This window comes from Lysobacter alkalisoli, from assembly GCF_006547045.1.
GTDB classification, from domain to species: Bacteria; Pseudomonadota; Gammaproteobacteria; order Xanthomonadales; family Xanthomonadaceae; genus Marilutibacter; species Marilutibacter alkalisoli.
Genome location: NZ_CP041242.1, coordinates 644,776 through 663,372 on the forward strand (window position 1 = coordinate 644,776; position 18,597 = coordinate 663,372).

The following is an 18,597-nucleotide window of genomic DNA, read 5'->3' on the forward strand; positions in this document are numbered from 1 at the left end:
TTCTCATCGATCACGCAGGTGCCACCGGTCCCGGGCTCATTCAGTCGCTGGAGCGTCTGGCTGCCGAGCCTGGCCGCGCTGTTGCTGGGCCTGATGCCGACGTTATGGGTGTCGAAGCTGCAGCTGGATAAGATCCGCACCGAACGCGATGAGGCGTTCAGCAAGCTGGCCGAGCGCAGCGAAGTGGCGGTGCTGTCGCAGCTGCGCAGCTGCGGGTTGCTGGTGCGCTCGTTGCAGAGCCTGTACCTGACCTCGGAAGCGGTGAGTGACGAGGATTTCCAGAACCTCTACGCCAATCTGAAGCCGCGCCGGCATCTGCCGAGCCTGCAGGCGCTGGCCTATTCCGAGTTGCGTTCGCACCCCACGGGCCCGAGTTTCATCACCACCCTGGTGGCGCCACGAGCCGGCAACGAATCGCTGCTGGGGCTGGATATTTCCACCCAGCCCCCCAACCTGCGCGCGGCCGAACTGTCACGCGATACCGACGAAGTGGTGATGTCGGCGCCGTTTCCTCTGGTCCAGTTCGAGGGTGGCGGCGGGCCGGGCGAAGGCGTGACCCTGCGCCTGCCGTTCTTCTCCGCCGGTCCGCCGCCCGCCAACATCCAGGAGCGACGCCAGCGCATCGTCGGTTCGCTGGCGGTCTCGTTCCATGCCGGCAGCCTGATCGAGTGGGCGTTGCCGGCTGCCACGCTGCGCGACCTGCACGTCGCGGTGGAGGATGTCAGCGGTTCCGTCCCGGTGCTGCTGTACGACTCGCACCCTGCGCTGACGACGGCCATCGAGCGGGATCCGGCCCGGGTCGGCCAGGACAGCGGGCGGCTCGGGGATGGCCGTGCGATCCGCACCTCCGATATTGGCTACGGGGGGCGGATCTGGCGGATTCGCGTGGCCGAGCTGGCGCCACCGGGTGCGGCTTCCCCCTGGGGCGACACGGCCCTGGTGCCTGGCCTGTTGATCAGTCTGCTGCTGGCGCTGCTGGTGGGTTCGCTGGCCGGGACCCACCGCCGCGCGCTGGACCGGGGCTGGCAGTTGAGCCGGCGCTACCGCGAGAGCAAGGAGCGCTTCCGCGCCCTCAACGAGCTGCTGCCCGCGCTGGTGATATTGGCCGAGGCCGGCAACGGGCGGATCCGTTACGCCAACCAGGCAGCGCGCGACCGTCTCGGAGGCCGGGTCGGCGAGCGCAGCCTGTCGGACCTGTTCGAGGATGTCGAGCTTCAGGCACGGCTACAGGGTTCCGACCCGCATGGCTGTCAGGGGATCGAGGCGGTGCTGCGCACCGGGGAGGCCCGGCGCTTCTGGGCCAGCGTATCGATCAAGCCGGTCGAACTCGATGGCCGGCAGATGCTGCTGATGGTGGCCAGCGACATCTCCGAACAGCGCCAGTTGACCGAGCTGCTGAGTTACCAGGCCAGCCATGACGCCCTGACCGAGCTGTACAACCGCCGCGAATTCGAGCGTCGGCTCGCCCGTGCGCTTGGCGCTGCCGGCAGGAACGGGACGGTCGGCGCGCTGTTCTACATCGATCTGGACCAGTTCAAGCTGATCAACGACACCTCCGGTCATATCGCCGGCGACCAGCTGCTGGTGCAGTTGGCGATGATCATGCGCGAGCTGTTGCGCGCCGATGACGTGCTGGCACGGCTTGGGGGCGACGAATTCGGCGTGCTGGTCGCCGATGTCCATGATCGCGCCAGCGCCGAACAGTTGGGTGAGCGCATCCGCCGCCACATCGACGGCTATGTGTTCGTCTGGGAGCAGCGTTCCTACACCATCACGGCCAGTATCGGCGTGGTGATGATCGAGCATGCCGAGGCCACTCTCGACGATCTGCTGGCGCAGGCCGATACCGCCTGCTACATCGCCAAGGAAAGCGGCCGCAACCGCGTTCACCTCTATTCGGCGCAGGACGACGACGCGACCCGCCGCGAGAGCGAGATGGAGTGGGCCAATCGTCTGCGCTGGGCGATCGACGAACAGCAACTGATGCTCAAGTACCAGGAGGTCCGGCCGTTGGCCGCGCCGCAGGGCGCCGGGGTCAGGCTTGAGATCCTGCTGCGGTTCCGCGGCGAGGACGGGCGGCAGACGATGCCCGGTGCCTTCCTGCCCGCGGCCGAGCGCTACGGGCTGATGCCGATGATCGACCGCTGGGTAATCGATACCGTGATCGCCAATTTCGATCGATTGCATCCGGACGGCGCCGCCCTGGAAATGGCGACCATCAATCTGTCCGGTGCCAGCATCGAGGATGAAACCCTCGCCGACCATATCCTCGACCTGCTCGAACGGCACCAGGTCGACCCGTCCAGGGTCTGTTTCGAGATCACCGAAACCGTTGCGGTGCGCAACCTGTCACCGGTAGTGCGTTTGATCGAGCGTTTGCATAGGGTCGGTTGCAGTTTCGCGCTGGACGACTTCGGCGCCGGCATGTCCTCGTTCGGCTATCTGAAGAACCTGCCGGTCGATTTCATCAAGATCGACGGCAGTTTCATCCGCGACATGCTGGACGACCCGATGAGCGAGGCGATCGTGCGTGCGATCAGCGATATCGGCCACCGTCGCGGCCTGAAGGTGGTGGCCGAATGGGTCGACGACGAGCGGATCGCCCGCGCCCTGGTCGAACTGGGCGTGGATTACGGCCAGGGATTCGCGTTGCACAGGCCGCAGACCGTGATGTTCCATCGCGGTGGATGAGGTGAACACGGGAGTCATCCCGGCGGAACCACGGCCACCGGCTTCCGGCAGACTGCTGGCGTGCTCTGGCCGTCCATTGGATGACCGCAACGCATCCGGGGCTTCAGCGCGAGATTTCTCCCCGGGCCCGGCCTGCCGGCTTGCCCGGGTTTCCGCGCGGGCAAGCGGTCAGGCGTGACGGCGCTGGTTGTTCGTGGCGAGCCAGTCGCGCAGCCTGTGCAACTGGCTGTCGAGCAGGGTGATGAAGCGGAATCCAGCCCATACCTGTCCGGGTGCGCTGGCGCGGTCCTGCCAGAGCAGATGCGCCCCAGCCTCGATCGTGCCGGAGGCGCCGGGGCCGAGGTTGAAGCGGAACTGGTACAGCGCATCGTCGACCAGCGGCGAGTGGGCGATCAGCAGCATGCCGCTTTCCGACAGGTTGCCGACCCGACCGACGCCCATGTCGGTCATGGAATCGGTGACCAGGATCGTGCCACGCACGCGCTGGCGCTGGGCGCGACGGAACTCCCTGGGCGATGTTGAACTCACGAAGTGGCTCCCTGCGGTCGGTCCGGCATGCCGGCGAAGTTGCGTAGCGCGCTCAGCGTGGCCTGCCAGGCGCGATCGATGAGGTGGCCGCGATCGGCGGTGACGATGCGGGCCTGCTCCTGTGCCATCAGCCGCGACACCTGGTCCAGCGATTGTTCGTCGACGCGCTGGCCGCGCTGGTTGACGAACAGCATGCGGTCGGTGACGGTGCTGAACCAGGCGATCCGGCGGCGGACCATGTCGCCCTGCTGGTTCAGCACGAACTCCATCCAGGTGCCGAACGGCAACGTGCGCAGATGTTCGTAGCAGGCCTGTTCGCGTGGATTGCGCGGCGGCACCGGTGTGCCCTGCGGAGTACCGGCGTCGTCGCCCAGCCGCACGTGCGACTTGAGCTTCATGACCAGTTCGGTGCGTGATGTCGGGTTCTCGGTTTCGTCGTCGTGCCCGCGGGCAAGGTGGCGGGCGATCTGCGCGGCTTCGCCCGGGTGGTAGCCGACCTGGGCCAGCGCCTGCCCGATCTCGGCTTCCAGCCCTTCCGGCGGCGCACCGCCAGTGCCGGAGGTGGCCAGGATGGAGGTCATTCCGGCGTACTGCGCCCATTCCTCCGAGTCCTCGCCATGGCGCAGCAGGGTCAGGGTCAGCACGTCGGCCCAGGCCTGTTCGAGCAGGCGTTGGATGAAACGTGGAAGCTGCAGTCCCGCCACGGCCTGCGCGATCGTGTCGGCGGAGCGGCGTCGGGCCACGATCAGCTTTTCCTTGCCGCGCGCTGCCTCGACATGGCGGCGCTCGCTCAGTTCCGCCTTGCGGGCCAGCTGCTGCAGATGGCCCTGCAATGAAGTGTTCGCGGTCTCGAAGACCGCCTCGTCGCCCTGGTAGTTGCGGACCACGTGTTCGACGGCTTGTCGCAACTGCCGTTCCAGGCGTGGATCGCCGTCGTCCTCGGCCATCCAGCGGGCGCCGGCCTCGGCGACGGTGTTGAGCAGCTGCCGTGCCGGGTGCTGATGGCGGACCAGGAAGGCGCGGTCGAGCAGGGCCAGGCGCAGCAGCGGTACCTGCAGGCGTTCGAGCAGGCTGTGGCTGGTGGTGCCTTCGCGCAGCTCGCGGCCGATTTCGGTGAACAGCAGGCCGAGCAGCTCGAAGGTGTCCTCGTCTTCGTTCGACAGCCGTGTGGCCCGGCCATGTTGTTGCCGGCCCCGGGCCAGCAGCGCCCGCTTGAGATCGGCGATGGTGCGTGGCTTTTGCTCGGCAGGCGACAGGGCGTCCTGCTGGGCGGCCAGCGCGGCGACCAGGTCGGGTGTCGGCAGCGGTACCTGCTCCGGCGCACCGGCGGCCGGATGCGCTTTTTCGAGAGCTTCGCGGCGGCTGGACAGCAGTTCCTGCAGCGCCTGGTAGTCGGCGTTGTCGTCAGTCTCATCGCCGCCGCTGCCGGTTTCCTCGCCGGCCTGGCCCCACCAGTGCGTATGCGGCCGCTGCGAGGCCGGCGCAAGCGGCTGCGGTGGCCTGCGCCGGCGCGGCGGTGGTGCCACGGCCTCGGGCTCGTGTTCCTGCGCGGGCGCGTGGGTGTGCTCTTCAACCTGTTCAGCGGGCCGCGCCCGCAGCGGCACATAGGACAGGCCGGGCAGGATGTTCTCGCGCGCCAACAATGCGTTCATCGCCTCTGCCAGCTGCGAGTAGCCATTCATCGTGTGGTGGTTGAAGCTTTCGAAAAGCAGCAGCCGGGCTTCCGGTTCGAGCTGGAGCACGCGACTGGATTCGGCCAGCAGTCGGCACAGCTGGCGCGGACCGACCGGCAGGTGGCTGGCATCGAACGCCGGCGCACCGGCAAGCACGCCGAAACGCTGGCCGAGCAGCATCAGCGGCAGGCCCGATCGCGACTCGTGGCGGGTGGCGATCGCGTCGAGGACGTTGTCCTCGCTGACCTCGGCATCGTCGACCAGGCGCAACTCGTCAAGGCCCGGATCGGAGTCTGCCTCGGCGCTGCCGGTGGCCGGCACGCGGATGGAGGCCAGTGCCGCTTCCAGCGCGCCAAGAAAGCGCGGTTGCAGTTCGCCGCGGTGCAGCCGGACCCGCCGCAGGGCCTCGAAATGGTCGGCTTGCCGCGCGGGGTTGCGGGCCTGTTCGGCCAGCTTGAACAGTTGCTTCTCGAAATCGCCGAGCGTGTTCTCGAGTTGCCGGCCAAGGTTCTCCGCGGTCAGGGCGTACAGCCGCTCCAATGCCGTTCGCACCCGCCGCGGCAGATCGGCAGAGGCGAGATTCCAGGCAGAGGGTGGTGTGGCGTTGGAGTCCAATCTGGCTGACATGCCCTGTGTGCCCAGGCCGGGTGAGATGGGTGGCGGCAGTCCGCCGGTATCGAGGCCCCGGCCCGGGCTTCCGCGGGGCCTCTCGCTCCCGGATCTTGAAGCCGAGCCTGAACTCTAGGAACGTCAGACGCAAGCCGGGCAGGACAGGCAGGGGCGGTTGGCCGACCGTCGTACGGTCAGCGGATGACTTCGCCGGGAGCGTCAGGCATCGGGACGCTGCTGCCGGAAGGCGTTGCGGGCGCGTCCTCAAGGAACAGGGAAACCAGGTCGTTGGTGAACTGCCGGCCCCGGGGGGTCGGGCGCAGCGTGGTGCCGTCGCGTTCCAGCCACCCACGGGCGATGGCGTCATCCAGCCGGGGACGGATGGCCTCGACGTCGAGACCGGTGCGGGCGATGAACTCGCCCAGGCGGAAGCCGTCGACCAGGCGCAGCGCATTGAGCATGAACTCGAAGGGACGTTGCGCGGGCGCCACCGCCTCGCCGCCACCGATCGCGGCGGCGGTGCCGGCGTCGGCCTGGTAACGCGCCGGGTGTTTTTGCTTCCATCGGCGCAACACCGTTCCATCCCGGTCGATCCGCGCGCCGGCCACCTGCGCCGGCGGCGCATCTGCGGATGCGGGCAGGGTGATCTTGCCGTGCGCGCCGGCGCCGATCCCGAGATAGTCGCCGTAATGCCAGTAGTTGAGATTGTGCACGCACTGGCGGCCCGGGCGGGCGTAGGCGCTGACTTCGTACTGGGCGTAGCCGGCCTCGGCCAGCAGGGCCTGGCAGCGCTCCTGGATGTCCCAACTGGCGTCGTCGTCGGGAATGCCGGGCGGCGGCTTCACCGCGAACAGCGTGTTCGGCTCCAGGGTGAGCTGGTAATGGCTGATGTGCGTCGGCTGCAGGGCGATGGCGCGCTCCAGGTCGCGCTCGGCCATCGCCAGGGTCTGCTCTGGCAGCGCATACATCAGGTCGAGGTTGAAGTTGTCGAAGCCGGCATCCCGGGCCAGCCTGACCGCGGCTTCGGCCTCGTTGCTGTCGTGGATGCGTCCGAGCCGCTGCAGGCAGCCGTCGTCGAAGCTCTGGATGCCGAAGCTGAGCCGGTTCACCCCGGCCTCGCGGTACAGCTCGAAGCGGCCGTGCTCGGCGGTGCCGGGGTTTGTCTCCAGGGTGATCTCGCAGCCGGGTGCGAAGCGCAGCCGCGCGCTGGCCTCCTGCAGGAAGCGGTTGATGGTCTCCGGCGGAAACAGGCTCGGCGTGCCGCCGCCGAAGAACACGCTGTGCACGGTGCGGCCCCAGACCAGCGGCAGGTCGAAGTCGAGGTCGCGGATCAGCGCGTCGACGTAGCCGTCGAACGGTAGCGGCCCGCGCCCCTCGTGCGAGTTGAAGTCGCAATACGGGCATTTGCGCACACACCAGGGCAGGTGCACGTACAGCGACAGTGGCGGCAGGGCGAGGGACATGGTTTGTATTGTCCCACTCGGAGGGTGGCGATGCTTTGGGGTGTCGACTTCGGATGGAGCGGTGCCCGAAACGGGTATTGCTTCCCTGCCTCGCGACGAGCTAGACGACCAGCCGCTTCTTCAGTTCCGCCAACGCCAATCCGCGATGGCTGATTCGGTTCTTCACCTCCGGCGGCAGCTCGGCGGCGGCCTTGCCGAGGCCGGGGTCGAAGAACACCGGGTCGTAGCCGAAGCCGCCGTCGCCGCGCGGGGCTTCGAGGATGCGCCCGTGCCATTCGCCCTCGGCGACCAGCGGGCGCGGGTCGATCGGGTGTCGCAGCAGGACCAAAGTGCAGTGGAAGTGGGCGCCGCGGCGGTGGTCGGGCAGGCCGGCAAGTTTGGCAAGCAGTTTTTCGATGTTGCGCTTGGCATCGCTTGGCTCGCCCGCATAGCGGGCCGAGTACAGGCCGGGGGCACCGTCGAGGGCGTCCACGCAGATGCCCGAGTCGTCGGCCAGCGCCGGCAGGCCGGTCACGCGCGCCGCGTGGCGGGCCTTGAGCAGGGCGTTCTCGACGAAGCTCAGGCCGGTTTCCTCGATGTCCTCCACCCCCAGCTCGCCCTGGGCGATGAACTCGACGCCACTGCCGCCGAGCAGCTGGTTGAATTCGGCCAGCTTGCCCGGATTGCCGCTGGCGACGACGATGCGCCGCAGGCTCACTGCGCCAACGCCTCGCGCTGCTTGGCAATCAGTTCGGCGATGCCGCGTTCGGCCAGCGCGGTCATCGCTTCCAGTTCCTCGCGGCGGAAGGCATGACCCTCGGCTGTGCCCTGCAGTTCGATGAAGCCGCCGCCGTCGTTCATCACCACGTTCATGTCGGTGTCGCAGTCGCTGTCCTCGGCGTAGTCGAGGTCGAGCACCGGCACGCCTTTCCAGATGCCGACCGAGACCGCGGCCACCGCGCCGAATACCGGTGTGCGCCTGCCCTTGGGCTTGATCGCGCCGCTCTTGATCAGGCCGTTGACCGCATCGACCAGGGCCACGTAGGCGCCGGTGATCGCGGCGGTGCGGGTGCCGCCATCGGCCTGCAGCACGTCGCAGTCGAGGGTGATGGTGCGCTCGCCGAGCAGGTCGCGATCGACGCAGGCGCGCAAGCTCCGGCCGATCAGGCGCTGGATCTCCAGCGTACGCCCGCCCTGCTTGCCGCGTGCGGCCTCACGGTCGCCACGGGTGTGGGTGGCGCGCGGCAGCATGCCGTACTCGGCGGTGACCCAGCCCTCGCCCTTGCCGCGCAGGAATGCCGGTACCCGGTTCTCGACGCTGGCCGTGCACAGCACCCGGGTGTCGCCGAAGCTGACCAGGACCGAGCCTTCCGCATGACGGGTGAAGCCGCGCTCGATCCGGACCTCGCGCAGCTGGCCGGGGGCGCGGCCGCTCGGGCGCATGGGAGTGGTGGAAGGCTGGTCGGTCATGGTGGGCACGTGCCTGGTGGGGATAGCGATTCTAGCCGGGCCGGCCTCAATGCAGGCCATCGGTGGCATACTTCACGGCCGTCAGGCACCGCAGAACACCGCATGATCCGCAGCATGACCGCCTTCGCCAACGGCGAGCGCAACACTCCGTGGGGCGCGCTGGCCTGCGAGCTGCGCTCGGTCAACCACCGCTACCTCGAGATCGGCGTGCGCCTGCACGATGACCTGCGGCCGCTGGAACCGGCCCTGCGCGAACGCATCCAGGCCCGGCTGTCGCGCGGCAAGCTCGACGTCGCGCTGCGCCTGCGCGCACCGGAAGGCGAGGCGGCGCTGAAGACCGATCCGACCCGCCTGCGCGAACTCAGCGAACTGGCGCTGGACCTTTCCTCGCGCTTTCCCGGCCTGCACACCGAGTTCGCCCAACTGCTGCAACTGCCTGGCGTACTGCAGGCCCCGGCTGCCGACCCGGCTGCACTGCAGGCCGAGGCGCTTGTACTGCTCGACCAGGCGCTGGATGAATTCGTCGCCGCGCGCGAACGCGAAGGCGCCAAGCTGGCCGCCTTCATCGGCGAGCGGCTGGACGCGATCGAGGGCCACGTGGCCACCCTGCGCGAACTGATGCCGGTGATCCGCGACAGCCAGCGCCAGAAGCTGGAGGCACGCCTTGCCGACCTGGCGCAGCCGGTCGAGCCCGGCCGACTGGAGCAGGAACTGGTGATGTGGCTGCAGAAGCTCGACGTCGACGAGGAACTCGACCGCCTCACCGCGCACATCGGCGAAGCACGCCGCGTGCTGAAGCTGCGCGAGGCCGTCGGCCGCCGGCTCGACTTCCTGCTGCAGGAGTTCAACCGCGAGGCCAACACCCTCGGCTCCAAGTCCGTCGATGCCCGCAGCTCGGCCGCCGCAGTCGAGCTCAAGGTGCTGATCGACCAGATACGCGAACAGATCCAGAACATCGAGTAATTCAGGCTCCCTCTCCCGCGTGCGGGAGAGGGTTGGGGTGAGGGCAGAACCTGCGCCGGAAGCCCCTCATCCGCCCTTCGGGCACCTTCTCCCGCAAGCGGGAGAAGGGAATGAACAAAGTGATTGCATAGCCCCTATGCGTGGAACCCTCTTCATCGTCGCCGCTCCTTCGGGGGCCGGAAAATCCAGCATCGTCAACGCGGTGCTCGCGCGCGATCCGAATATCTGCCTGTCGATCTCGTTCACCTCGCGCGCGCCGCGCCCCGGTGAACGCCATGCCGAGCATTACCACTTCGTCAGCGAGGCGGAGTTCCAGCGCATGATCGATGCCGGCGACTTCTTCGAGCATGCCCGCGTGCATGGCGACTGGAAGGGCACCGCGCGACAGTCGGTCGAGCCGATGCTGGCCGCCGGCCGCGACGTGCTGCTGGAGATCGACTGGCAGGGCGCGCGGCAGGTCCGCAAGCAGGTGCCGGGCGCGATCAGCGTGTTCATCCTGCCGCCTTCGCGCGCTGCGCTCGAACAGCGCATGCGCAACCGCGGCCAGGACAGCGATGAGGTGATCGCCCAGCGCCTGTTGGCTGCACGCGAGGAGATGAGCCACTACGGTGAATTCGACTACGTGATCGTCAATGAGCACTTCGCGGTGGCGGTGGACGAGATGTGCGCGGTGTTCACCGCCAGCCGCCTGCGCCGGGAGATGCAGGTGGCCCGGCACGGCAAGCTGATCGGCGCGCTGCTGGCGGACGAGGGAAAGTAAGCAGGACGGCCCCATTGGCATAGGGCTAACTGACTGATTTCAAAAGGGTGGGCTTGCTTCGGCTTGGCCGGAGCGCTAGACTGAGCAGTCCCCAGTCCGCATGACGGCGCCCCGCCGCCAGGAGCCCCATGGCACGCATCACCGTAGAAGATTGCCTGGAAGTGGTCGACAACCGCTTCGAACTGGTCATGTTGGCCGCCAAGCGCGCGCGCCAGCTGGCCAACAACGTCGAGCCGATGCTCGACAACACCGAAAACAGCGACAAGCCGACCGTGCTGGCACTGCGAGAGATCGCCGCGCGCCAGGTCGATGCCGGGTACATCGAGGCGGTCGAGAAGGCCGAGCGCGCGCGCAAGGAGCGCGAAGCCCTCGAGTGGGCTGCCGCGGAAGTGGTCGCCGACGAGGACATGTCGAAGAGCGACGACTGATCCGGCCGGGCTCTGCCCATTGCCATCAACGGCCCCGCTTCGGCGGGGCCGTTTGTTTTTTGGAAGTCCGCCCCGCTTCCAGGCCGGACTGGTCCGGCAGCCTGCCCGAACCTGTTAAATTCCTGCCATGTCCGCCCATCCCGCCACACCCGGTCGCCAGGTTCCGACGGAGCACATGCCCGCCGGGGGAGGTACGGGCATGCCGGCGGCCGATTTCGACGCCCTGCCGGACTACATGCAGGAAATGGAGCGGGCCGCCGGCTACCTCGATGAGACCCAGCGACTGCGGCTGCGCCGCGCCTGGGCTGTTGGTGCCGCCGCCCACGCCGGCCAGACCCGCAAGTCCGGCGAGCCTTACATCACCCATCCGGTCGCAGTGGCGCGGGTGCTGGCCGAGCAGGGAATGGATGCCGAGACCCTGATCGCGGCGATCCTGCACGACACCATCGAGGACACGCCGCTGACCCGGCAATGCCTGGCCGACGAGTTCGGCGAGACCGTGGCCGAACTGGTCGATGGCGTCACCAAGCTGGACAAGCTGCAGTTCCGCGACCGTGCCGAGGCCGCTGCCGAAAGCTTCCGCAAGATGCTGCTGGCGATGTCGCGTGATCTGCGCGTCATCCTGATCAAGCTCGCCGATCGCCTGCACAACATGCGTACGCTCGGCGCACAGGGCGCCGACGCCCGGGAGCGCATCGCCCGCGAGACGCTGGAGATCTATGCCCCGATCGCACAGCGACTGGGCATGAACCTGATCAAGGCCGAGCTGCAGGACCTCGGCTTCCGCGCGCTGCACCCATGGCGCCATGCGGTGATCGAGAAGCGCATCCGCACCCAGCCGGTGGTCCGTCGCGAGGCGCTGGTGCAGATCGAGGCCAATCTGGCCCAGCGCCTGGCCAAGGACAAGCTGCAACACCGGCTGATCAGCCGGGTCAAGTCGCCATGGAGCATCTACACCAAGATGCGAGCCGAACACAAAAGCTTCACCCAGGTGATGGACGTGTTCGGCTTTCGCATCGTGGCGCGTACGGTGCCGGACTGCTACCACGCACTCGGCGTGGTACACGCCACCTACAAGCCGCTCGACGCGCGTTTCCGCGATTTCATCGCCATCCCCAAGGCCAACGGCTACCAATCGTTGCACACGGTGTTGTTCGGGCCCTACGGCTCGCCGGTCGAGGTGCAGATCCGTACCGAGGAAATGGACCTGATCGCCGAGAAGGGCATTGCCGCGCACTGGTCCTACAAGGACGGCGGCGAGGGGCCGAACAGTGCCCAGAGCCGTGCCCACAGCTGGATCGCCGGCCTGGTCGAAAGCCAGCACGCGGCCGGCTCGTCGCTGGAGTTCCTGGAGAACGTCAAGGTCGACCTGTTCCCGGATGAGGTCTACCTGTTCACGCCCAAGGGCGACATCCTGTCGTTGCCGCGCAATTCGACCGCACTCGACTTCGCCTACGCCGTGCATACCGATGTCGGCAACCAGTCCGTGGCTGCACGCGTGGACGGCAAACTGTCGCCGCTGCGCACCCGGCTGGCCAGTGGACAACGGGTCGAGATCATCACTGCCAGGTCGTCGGCGCCCAAGCCGCAATGGCTGGAATTCGTGGTGTCCGGCAAGGCACGCACCGCTATCCGTCAGCAGCTCAAGCAGATTGGCCACGAGGATGCGGTGCAACTGGGGCATCGCATGCTCGACCGCGCGCTGGAAGGTCTCGATACCTCGCTCGACAGGGTGCCGCAGGCGCGCATCGAGACGTACCTGGCCGAACACCGGTTCCCGCGCCTGGAGGCGCTGCTGGCCGAGATCGCGCTCGGCAATCGCATGCCCAGCCAGGTCGCACAGGCGCTGGCCCGTGAGACCCCGGATGCCCTGGAGCGGCGCAAGGCGGTGCGCGCACCACGGCCGGACGACAAGATACTGATCACCGGTGCCGAACGCGGTGTGATCAGCTTCGCCCACTGCTGCCTGCCGATCCCCGGCGACGAGATCATGGGCTACCACACCGCCGGCAAGGGCGTGGTGGTGCACCGGATGGATTGCCCGAACGTGGCCGAGTACCGCAAGTCGCCCGACCGCTGGGTGCCGATCGGGTGGGATCGCAAGGTGTCCGGTGATTTCGCCGCCGCGTTGCGGATCGAGGTCGACAACCGCCCCGGTGCGCTGGCCCAGGTCGCGGCCGCGGTGGCCGATGCGGAGTCGAACATCGATCGGGTCGAATATCTGGAACGCGATACCCATGTCGCGGGTATGAAGTTCTCGATCGAGGTTGCCGACCGTCGCCACCTGGCCGACGTGATCCGGCGTGTGCGCAGGTTGCAGGTGGTGTTGGCGGTGCAGCGGATCTGAGGGTCTGGCAAAGGGGGAACAGGGAATGACAACAACCTGTTATCCCGAGCGTAGCGAAAGCGCGGACGCTGCCGCGTGCGATCGACCGCCGATTCTCGCCGCTGCCTGGCTGTCCCGACGCGACCTGCCGGCCTTGACGGCGAATGTCCCCCGGCCGCCGCCCGTGGCGGCGGCCTCCTCCTTGATTTCGCCGTCAAGGCCGGCAGGCCACGTCGGGTCGCGCGGCTAAGCTGGAACGCAAAGCCGATCCTCCGCGGAATTCCGCCTTTTGCAAGCGCCGGGCATCGGCGATGTCCGAACGCCTGGGGCGAAGGCCCTCGGGTGCGAAATCAAGGAGGAGGCGCCGGCCTTGGCCGGTGCCGGGGGACATTCGCATCCGAGGGCCTTCGCCCCCAGCGCCCCGGTCATCCAACAGACCCGGCGCTTTTCCCTCGATTAGGCGAAGAACCATTTACTCTGGTATCGATTTGATTACCCTCTATGGCCACCCTGCACACATAGCCCACCCATGCCCCGGACCATCATCCACACCGACAATGCCCCGGCCGCGATCGGCCCGTACTCGCAGGCCGTGCGCGCCGGCAACACCGTCTACCTGTCCGGCCAGATCCCGCTCGACCCGGCCAGTGGCGAAATCGTCGACGGCGACATCGGCGCACAGGCGCGGCGCTCGTTCGACAATCTCAAGGCGGTCTGCGAGGCGGCCGGCGGCTCGCTGGCACAGGTGGTGCGGCTGGGCTGTACCTGACCGACCTGCGCGATTTCGCCGCGGTCAATGCAGTGATGGGCGAGTATTTCGAGGCGCCGTATCCGGCGCGCTCCACGATCGAAGTCGCCGGCCTGCCCAAGGGCGCGGCGTTCGAGGTCGATGCGATCCTGGTCCTGGAGTAGGGCCCACTTTTTTGTCGTACACGGGGAAGCAGGCAGCCATCGCTTTGCGAGACCCTCCGGAACCCCCGCGACGCGGAATCGGCCTTCGGCGTGGCCTGCAGCCTCCCGGCAGTTGGCCGGTGATCACGGGATAGCCAGTCCGCTTTCGGATACCGGGAGGTTTTCCGACCCCCGGCACTGCCATCTCCCGGTTCCACCATCCGGCTGTTCACGGCATCCTGTGCCGATGCCGACACCCAATGATGGTCCCGCCATCGCCCCCGACCAGCCGCCGTTGACCGCCCTGCCCGGGGTGGGTGCGAAGGTGGCGGAAAAACTCGCGGCGCGCGGAATCGAGAGCCTGCAGGATCTGTGGTTGCACCTGCCGCGGCAGTATGAGGACCGCACTGCGATCACCCCGATCGGCGCGCTGGTGCCGGGCATGGCCGCGCAGGTCGAGGGGCGGGTCGAGGCGGTCGAGCGCGGTTTCCGTTACCGGCCGATGCTGCGGGTCGCGATTGGCGACGATTCGCAGGCGACGCTCGTCCTGCGCTTCTTCCATTTCCGCTCGCAGCAGGTCAACCAGTTCCGCGTCGGCGCGCGGGTGCGCTGCTACGGCACTCCGCGCCCCGGCCACCATGGACTGGAGATCGTGCATCCCAGCTATCGTGTCCTCGATGAGCACGCCGACGAGGCGCTCGGCGAGCGGCTCGACCCGGTCTACCCGGCGATCGAGGGCATCGGCCCGGCTTCGCTGCGGCGGATGATCACTGCCGCGCTCGAGCGCCTGCCGGACGAGGTGGCGCTGGAGCTGCTGCCGGCGGAACTGCGCCGGCAATTGCACCTGCCATCGCTGCGCGAGGCGCTGCTGACCGTGCACCGGCCGCCACCGGACACCGATCTCAACGCCCTGCTGGCCGGCACCCACCCGGCGCAGCGGCGGCTGGCGATCGAGGAATTGCTCGCCCACCACCTGAGCCTGCGCCGACAGCGGCTGGCGCAGCAGGCGCATGCGGCGCCGGTCTTGAAGAAGGGCGCGCTTGCGAAACGGCTGCAGGCGGCGTTGCCATTCAAGCTGACCGGCGCGCAGCGGCGTGTGTTCGAGCAGATCCGCAGGGACCTGGCCCTGTCGCGGCCGATGCTGCGGCTGGTGCAGGGCGATGTCGGCTCCGGCAAGACCGTGGTCGCGGCACTGGCGGCGATGCTCGCGGTCGAGTCCGGCAAACAGGCGGCGTTGATGGCACCGACCGAGCTGCTGGCCGAGCAGCACCTGTCGAACCTGCGGGGCTGGTTGGAGCCGCTGGGCGTGCGTGTGGCCTGGCTGGCCGGCAAGGTCACCGGCAAGGCGCGCACCAGGGTGCTGGAGGAAGTCGCTTCCGGTGAGGCGCAGGTGGTGGTCGGCACCCATGCTCTGATGCAGCAGGGGGTCGGGTTCCACGACCTGGCGCTGGCGATCGTCGACGAGCAGCACCGCTTCGGCGTCCACCAGCGCCTCGCCCTGCGCGACAAGGGGGCCGGCGGCAGTATCGGCGAGCATGCTGTTGTCCCGCATCAGTTGGTGATGACCGCGACCCCGATTCCGCGCACGCTGGCGATGGCGGCCTATGCCGACCTCGACGTGTCCGCGATCGATGAACTGCCGCCGGGCCGCACGCCGGTGCAGACGGTCGCACTCAGCGCCGGGCGCCGGCCCGAGCTGGTCGAACGCATTCGTTCGGCCTGCGCCGAGGGCCGGCAGGCGTACTGGGTCTGCACTCTGATCGATGACAGCGATGAAGTCGTTGCCCAGGCCGCGCAGACGACGTACGAGGAGTTGTCTGCGCAGCTCGAAGGGCTGCGCGTGGGTCTCGTCCACGGTCGGATGAAGGCGACGGAAAAGCAGGCCGCGATGCGCGCGTTCAAGGACGGCGAAACCGATCTGCTGGTCGCGACCACCGTGATCGAGGTCGGCGTCGACGTGCCCAATGCCTCGTTGATGATCATCGAGAATGCCGAGCGTCTCGGCCTCGCCCAGCTGCATCAGCTGCGTGGCCGGGTCGGGCGGGGTCGAGCGGCCTCCAACTGCGTGCTGCTGTACCAGCCGCCGCTGTCGAAACTGGCCAGGCAGCGGCTGGAAACGATGCGCCAGACCCAGGACGGCTTCGTCATCGCCGAGAAGGATCTGGAACTGCGCGGCCCGGGCGAACTGCTCGGCACCCGCCAGACCGGGCTGGCCGCGTTCCGCGTCGCCGACCTGATCCGCGATGCGGATCTGTTGCCGCGCGTGCATGAGATCGGCGAGCGGCTGATGGAAACTTCGCCGGAACTGGCCGCACGCATCGTCGCGCGCTGGGTCGGCGGCGCGGCGCGCTACGCGGCGGCGTGAGATCCGCGCCCCGGCCGTGTCGCCGACAGGCCATGGCACTGAGCCCGTAATCGATGCACGACAGGCCGCCGGCCTGTTTTGCGGTTCTTCTCTCAAGTCAGGAGGAGCGTGCCTTCAGCGAAGGCGTGGACGCTGCCGCTTGCGTTCTATCGTCGGTTGTCGCCGCTACCTGGCTGTCCCGACGCGACCTGCCGGCCTTGACGGCGAATGTCCCCCGGCCGCCACCTGCGGCGGCGGCCTCCTCCTTGATTTCGCCGTCAAGGCCGGCAGGCCACGTCGGATCGCGCGGCCACGCAGGAACGCAAAGCAGATCCCCCCGGGAGTGCGCTTCTGGAACCACCGGTCATGTCCGAACGCCGGGGGCGAAGGCCCTTGGGTGCGAAATCAAGGAGGAGGCGCCGGCCCTGGCCGGTGCCGGGGGACATTCGCATCCAAGGGCCTTCGCCTCCGGCGCCCCGGGCATCCATCAGACCTGATGCTTTCCCCTCTATTGGGCGAAGAGCTTTTCCACCCTGCCCCAGCCGTGGCTGCGCCGGAAGTGTGATGTTCCGCCCTCGTGGCTGGTCATTTTCTATCGATACAAATACGCTGCCACCCTCATCGTTGATGGCGCAAGCAGCCCGTCCGGATCGGCCGGCTCAAGCGCCGGCCACCGGATCATGGGAGGAAGCATGGATCGTCGACGGTTTCTGCAGGGTGCCGCACTGGGGGCTGGGGTGTTGTCATTGCCGCAGGCTGCATTGGCGCGAAGTGGTAGCAGCGGTGCACGGGTGGTTTCGACATGGGACTTCGGCGTCGGCGCCAATGCGGCGGCGTGGAAGGTGCTTGGCGCCGGTGGCAACGCACTAGATGCCGTGGAGGCCGGCGCGCGCTGGGCCGAGGCCGACCTGTGCAACCCCACCGTCGGCCGCTGCGGCAACCCCGACCGCGACGGCGTGCTGACCCTCGATGCCAGCATCATGGACGGCGATGGCCGCTGCGGCGCAGTTGCCGCGCTGGAGGACATCCTGCACCCGGTCTCGGTCGCGCGTGCGGTAATGGAGAAGACCCCGCACGTGATGCTGGTCGGACAGGGGGCGCAGCAGTTCGCGCTCGCACAGGGCTTCGAGAAGACGCCGCTGCTGACCGATGAGGCACGCCAGGCCTGGCGCGAGTGGCTGAAGACATCGAAATACGACCCGCGGATCAATGTCGAACGCGAGCAGCGGTTCAAGGACCAGCTCCCCGGCGACAAGAGCAACCACGACACCCTCGGCATCCTTGCCATCGACGCCGGCGGCAAACTCGCCGGCGCCTGCACCACCAGCGGCATGGCCTGGAAGATGCATGGCCGGGTCGGCGACAGTCCGATCGTCGGCGCCGGCCTGTACGTCGACAACGAGGTTGGCGCCGCCACCGCCTCGGGCGTCGGCGAGGAGATGATCCGCAACGCTGCCAGCTTCCTGGTCGTCGAACTGATGCGCCAGGGCCGTTCGCCGGAAGAGGCATGTCGCGAGGCGATCGAACGGGTGGTGCGCAAGCGGCCGGAGGCGAGCAAGCGGTTGCAAGTCTGCTTCCTGGCGATGAACAAGAGCGGTGAAGTTGGCGCGTTCGCCCTGCACGAGGGCTTCGTCTACGCCGCTCACGATGGCGGCGCCGGCCCGCACGATACCCTGCACGAGGCCGGTGCGGTCTACACGCCGCCGCCGGCATGAGCGCGCCGTTGCTGGAGATCGCGGCGAACTCGCTGGCCTCGGCGCTGGCCGCGCAGGACGGTGGTGCCGATCGCGTCGAGTTGTGCGAGAACCTCGGCGAAGGCGGTTGCACGCCGTCCTTCGGCACCATCGCGGTCGCGCGCGACAAGTTGAGCATCCCGCTGTACGTGCTGATCCGCCCGCGCGGCGGTGATTTTCTCTACGACGACTTCGAGCGTGAGGTGATGCTGCGCGACATCGAAACCTGCGTACGGTTGGGCTGCGACGGCGTGGTGATCGGCGCGATGGATGCCGACGGCGAGGTCGACAAGGACACCTGCCACGCACTGGTCGAAGCGGCCGGCCCGCTCGGGATCACCTTCCATCGCGCGCTCGACACTGCGCGCGACCGGTCGCGCGCCCTGGAAGCGGCGATCCAGCTCGGTTGCGAACGGGTGCTGACCTCGGGTGGGCAGGCGAACGCGCTGGCCGGCGCCGCGACCATCGCCACGCTGGTCCGGCAGGCGGCGGGGCGGATCAAGGTAATGGCCGGCGCCGGCGTCACTCCCGACAACCTCGGGTTGCTGCGGGAGCGCAGCAATGCCGATGAGTTCCATGCCTCGGCCGGGGCGATGCGGTGCTCGGCGATGCGCCACCGTACTACCGGCTTACCCGGACTGGAACCGGACTGGCGGCAGAGCGACCGCGACAGGGTCGCGGCGCTGCGGGCCGCCTTGCACGATGATTGATCCGGCCCAGAAACTGTAGCAGCGGTCTT

12 protein-coding genes and 2 pseudogenes are annotated in these 18,597 nt (G+C 68.2%); 9 read left to right on the top strand and 5 right to left on the bottom strand.

From position 1 onward, the window contains the following. Positions 1-18 precede the first annotated feature (18 nt). Positions 19-2,691: a bifunctional diguanylate cyclase/phosphodiesterase gene (locus FKV23_RS02805; RefSeq protein WP_244244078.1), complete on the top strand. Its 2,673-nt coding sequence runs from the start codon at positions 19-21 to the stop codon at positions 2,689-2,691. 168 nt (positions 2,692-2,859) lie between these two features. Here the strand turns inward: FKV23_RS02805 and FKV23_RS02810 are convergent, their stop codons facing one another. The 5 genes and pseudogenes from FKV23_RS02810 to rph all read right to left on the bottom strand — a co-directional run bounded on the left by FKV23_RS02810 (position 2,860) and on the right by rph (position 8,386). Then, positions 2,860-3,219, bottom strand: coding sequence for a PilZ domain-containing protein (locus FKV23_RS02810; RefSeq protein WP_141622493.1), 360 nt, complete (start codon positions 3,217-3,219; stop codon positions 2,860-2,862). Then, complete coding sequence (locus FKV23_RS02815; RefSeq protein ID WP_141622494.1) at positions 3,216-5,519, bottom strand: DUF1631 family protein; 2,304 nt, start codon at positions 5,517-5,519, stop codon at positions 3,216-3,218. Before FKV23_RS02815 ends, FKV23_RS02810 begins: the two co-directional genes overlap by 4 nt. Before the next feature lie 248 nt (positions 5,520-5,767). Then, positions 5,768-6,964: pseudogene (gene hemW, locus FKV23_RS02820) on the bottom strand (radical SAM family heme chaperone HemW); the annotation flags it as partial. A gap of 100 nt (positions 6,965-7,064) precedes the next feature. Then, positions 7,065-7,655 (bottom strand): RdgB/HAM1 family non-canonical purine NTP pyrophosphatase, encoded by a 591-nt coding sequence (gene rdgB, locus FKV23_RS02825; RefSeq protein ID WP_141625002.1) that lies wholly within the window; start codon positions 7,653-7,655, stop codon positions 7,065-7,067. A gap of 2 nt (positions 7,656-7,657) precedes the next feature. Next, the gene (rph, locus tag FKV23_RS02830; protein WP_141625001.1) at positions 7,658-8,386 is read right to left on the bottom strand and encodes a ribonuclease PH; all 729 of its coding nucleotides are present in this window, start codon (positions 8,384-8,386) and stop codon (positions 7,658-7,660) included. A 129-nt stretch (positions 8,387-8,515) separates the two neighbouring features. Between rph and FKV23_RS02835 the strand changes: the two genes are divergently transcribed. The 8 genes and pseudogenes from FKV23_RS02835 to FKV23_RS02870 all read left to right on the top strand — a co-directional run bounded on the left by FKV23_RS02835 (position 8,516) and on the right by FKV23_RS02870 (position 18,568). Then, the gene (locus tag FKV23_RS02835; protein ID WP_141622496.1) at positions 8,516-9,376 is read left to right on the top strand and encodes a YicC/YloC family endoribonuclease; all 861 of its coding nucleotides are present in this window, start codon (positions 8,516-8,518) and stop codon (positions 9,374-9,376) included. 136 nt (positions 9,377-9,512) lie between these two features. Next, on the top strand, positions 9,513-10,136 hold the full coding sequence (gene gmk / locus FKV23_RS02840) for a guanylate kinase (RefSeq protein ID WP_141622497.1): 624 nt from the start codon (positions 9,513-9,515) through the stop codon (positions 10,134-10,136). A gap of 128 nt (positions 10,137-10,264) precedes the next feature. Then, a complete protein-coding gene (rpoZ, locus tag FKV23_RS02845) occupies positions 10,265-10,564 on the top strand; it encodes a DNA-directed RNA polymerase subunit omega (RefSeq protein ID WP_141622498.1) in 300 nt (99 codons plus the stop codon). Between the two features lie 199 nt (positions 10,565-10,763). Then, positions 10,764-12,911: a RelA/SpoT family protein gene (locus tag FKV23_RS02850; protein WP_244244079.1), complete on the top strand. Its 2,148-nt coding sequence runs from the start codon at positions 10,764-10,766 to the stop codon at positions 12,909-12,911. A gap of 508 nt (positions 12,912-13,419) precedes the next feature. Next, positions 13,420-13,802: pseudogene (locus tag FKV23_RS02855) on the top strand (RidA family protein). Between the two features lie 226 nt (positions 13,803-14,028). After that, positions 14,029-16,146 (top strand): ATP-dependent DNA helicase RecG, encoded by a 2,118-nt coding sequence (gene recG, locus FKV23_RS02860; protein WP_141622499.1) that lies wholly within the window; start codon positions 14,029-14,031, stop codon positions 16,144-16,146. A 671-nt stretch (positions 16,147-16,817) separates the two neighbouring features. Continuing rightward, the gene (locus tag FKV23_RS02865) at positions 16,818-17,840 is read left to right on the top strand and encodes a N(4)-(beta-N-acetylglucosaminyl)-L-asparaginase (protein ID WP_141622500.1); all 1,023 of its coding nucleotides are present in this window, start codon (positions 16,818-16,820) and stop codon (positions 17,838-17,840) included. After that, on the top strand, positions 17,837-18,568 hold the full coding sequence (locus FKV23_RS02870; protein WP_141622501.1) for a copper homeostasis protein CutC: 732 nt from the start codon (positions 17,837-17,839) through the stop codon (positions 18,566-18,568). Before FKV23_RS02865 ends, FKV23_RS02870 begins: the two co-directional genes overlap by 4 nt. Positions 18,569-18,597: the final 29 nt, after the last annotated feature.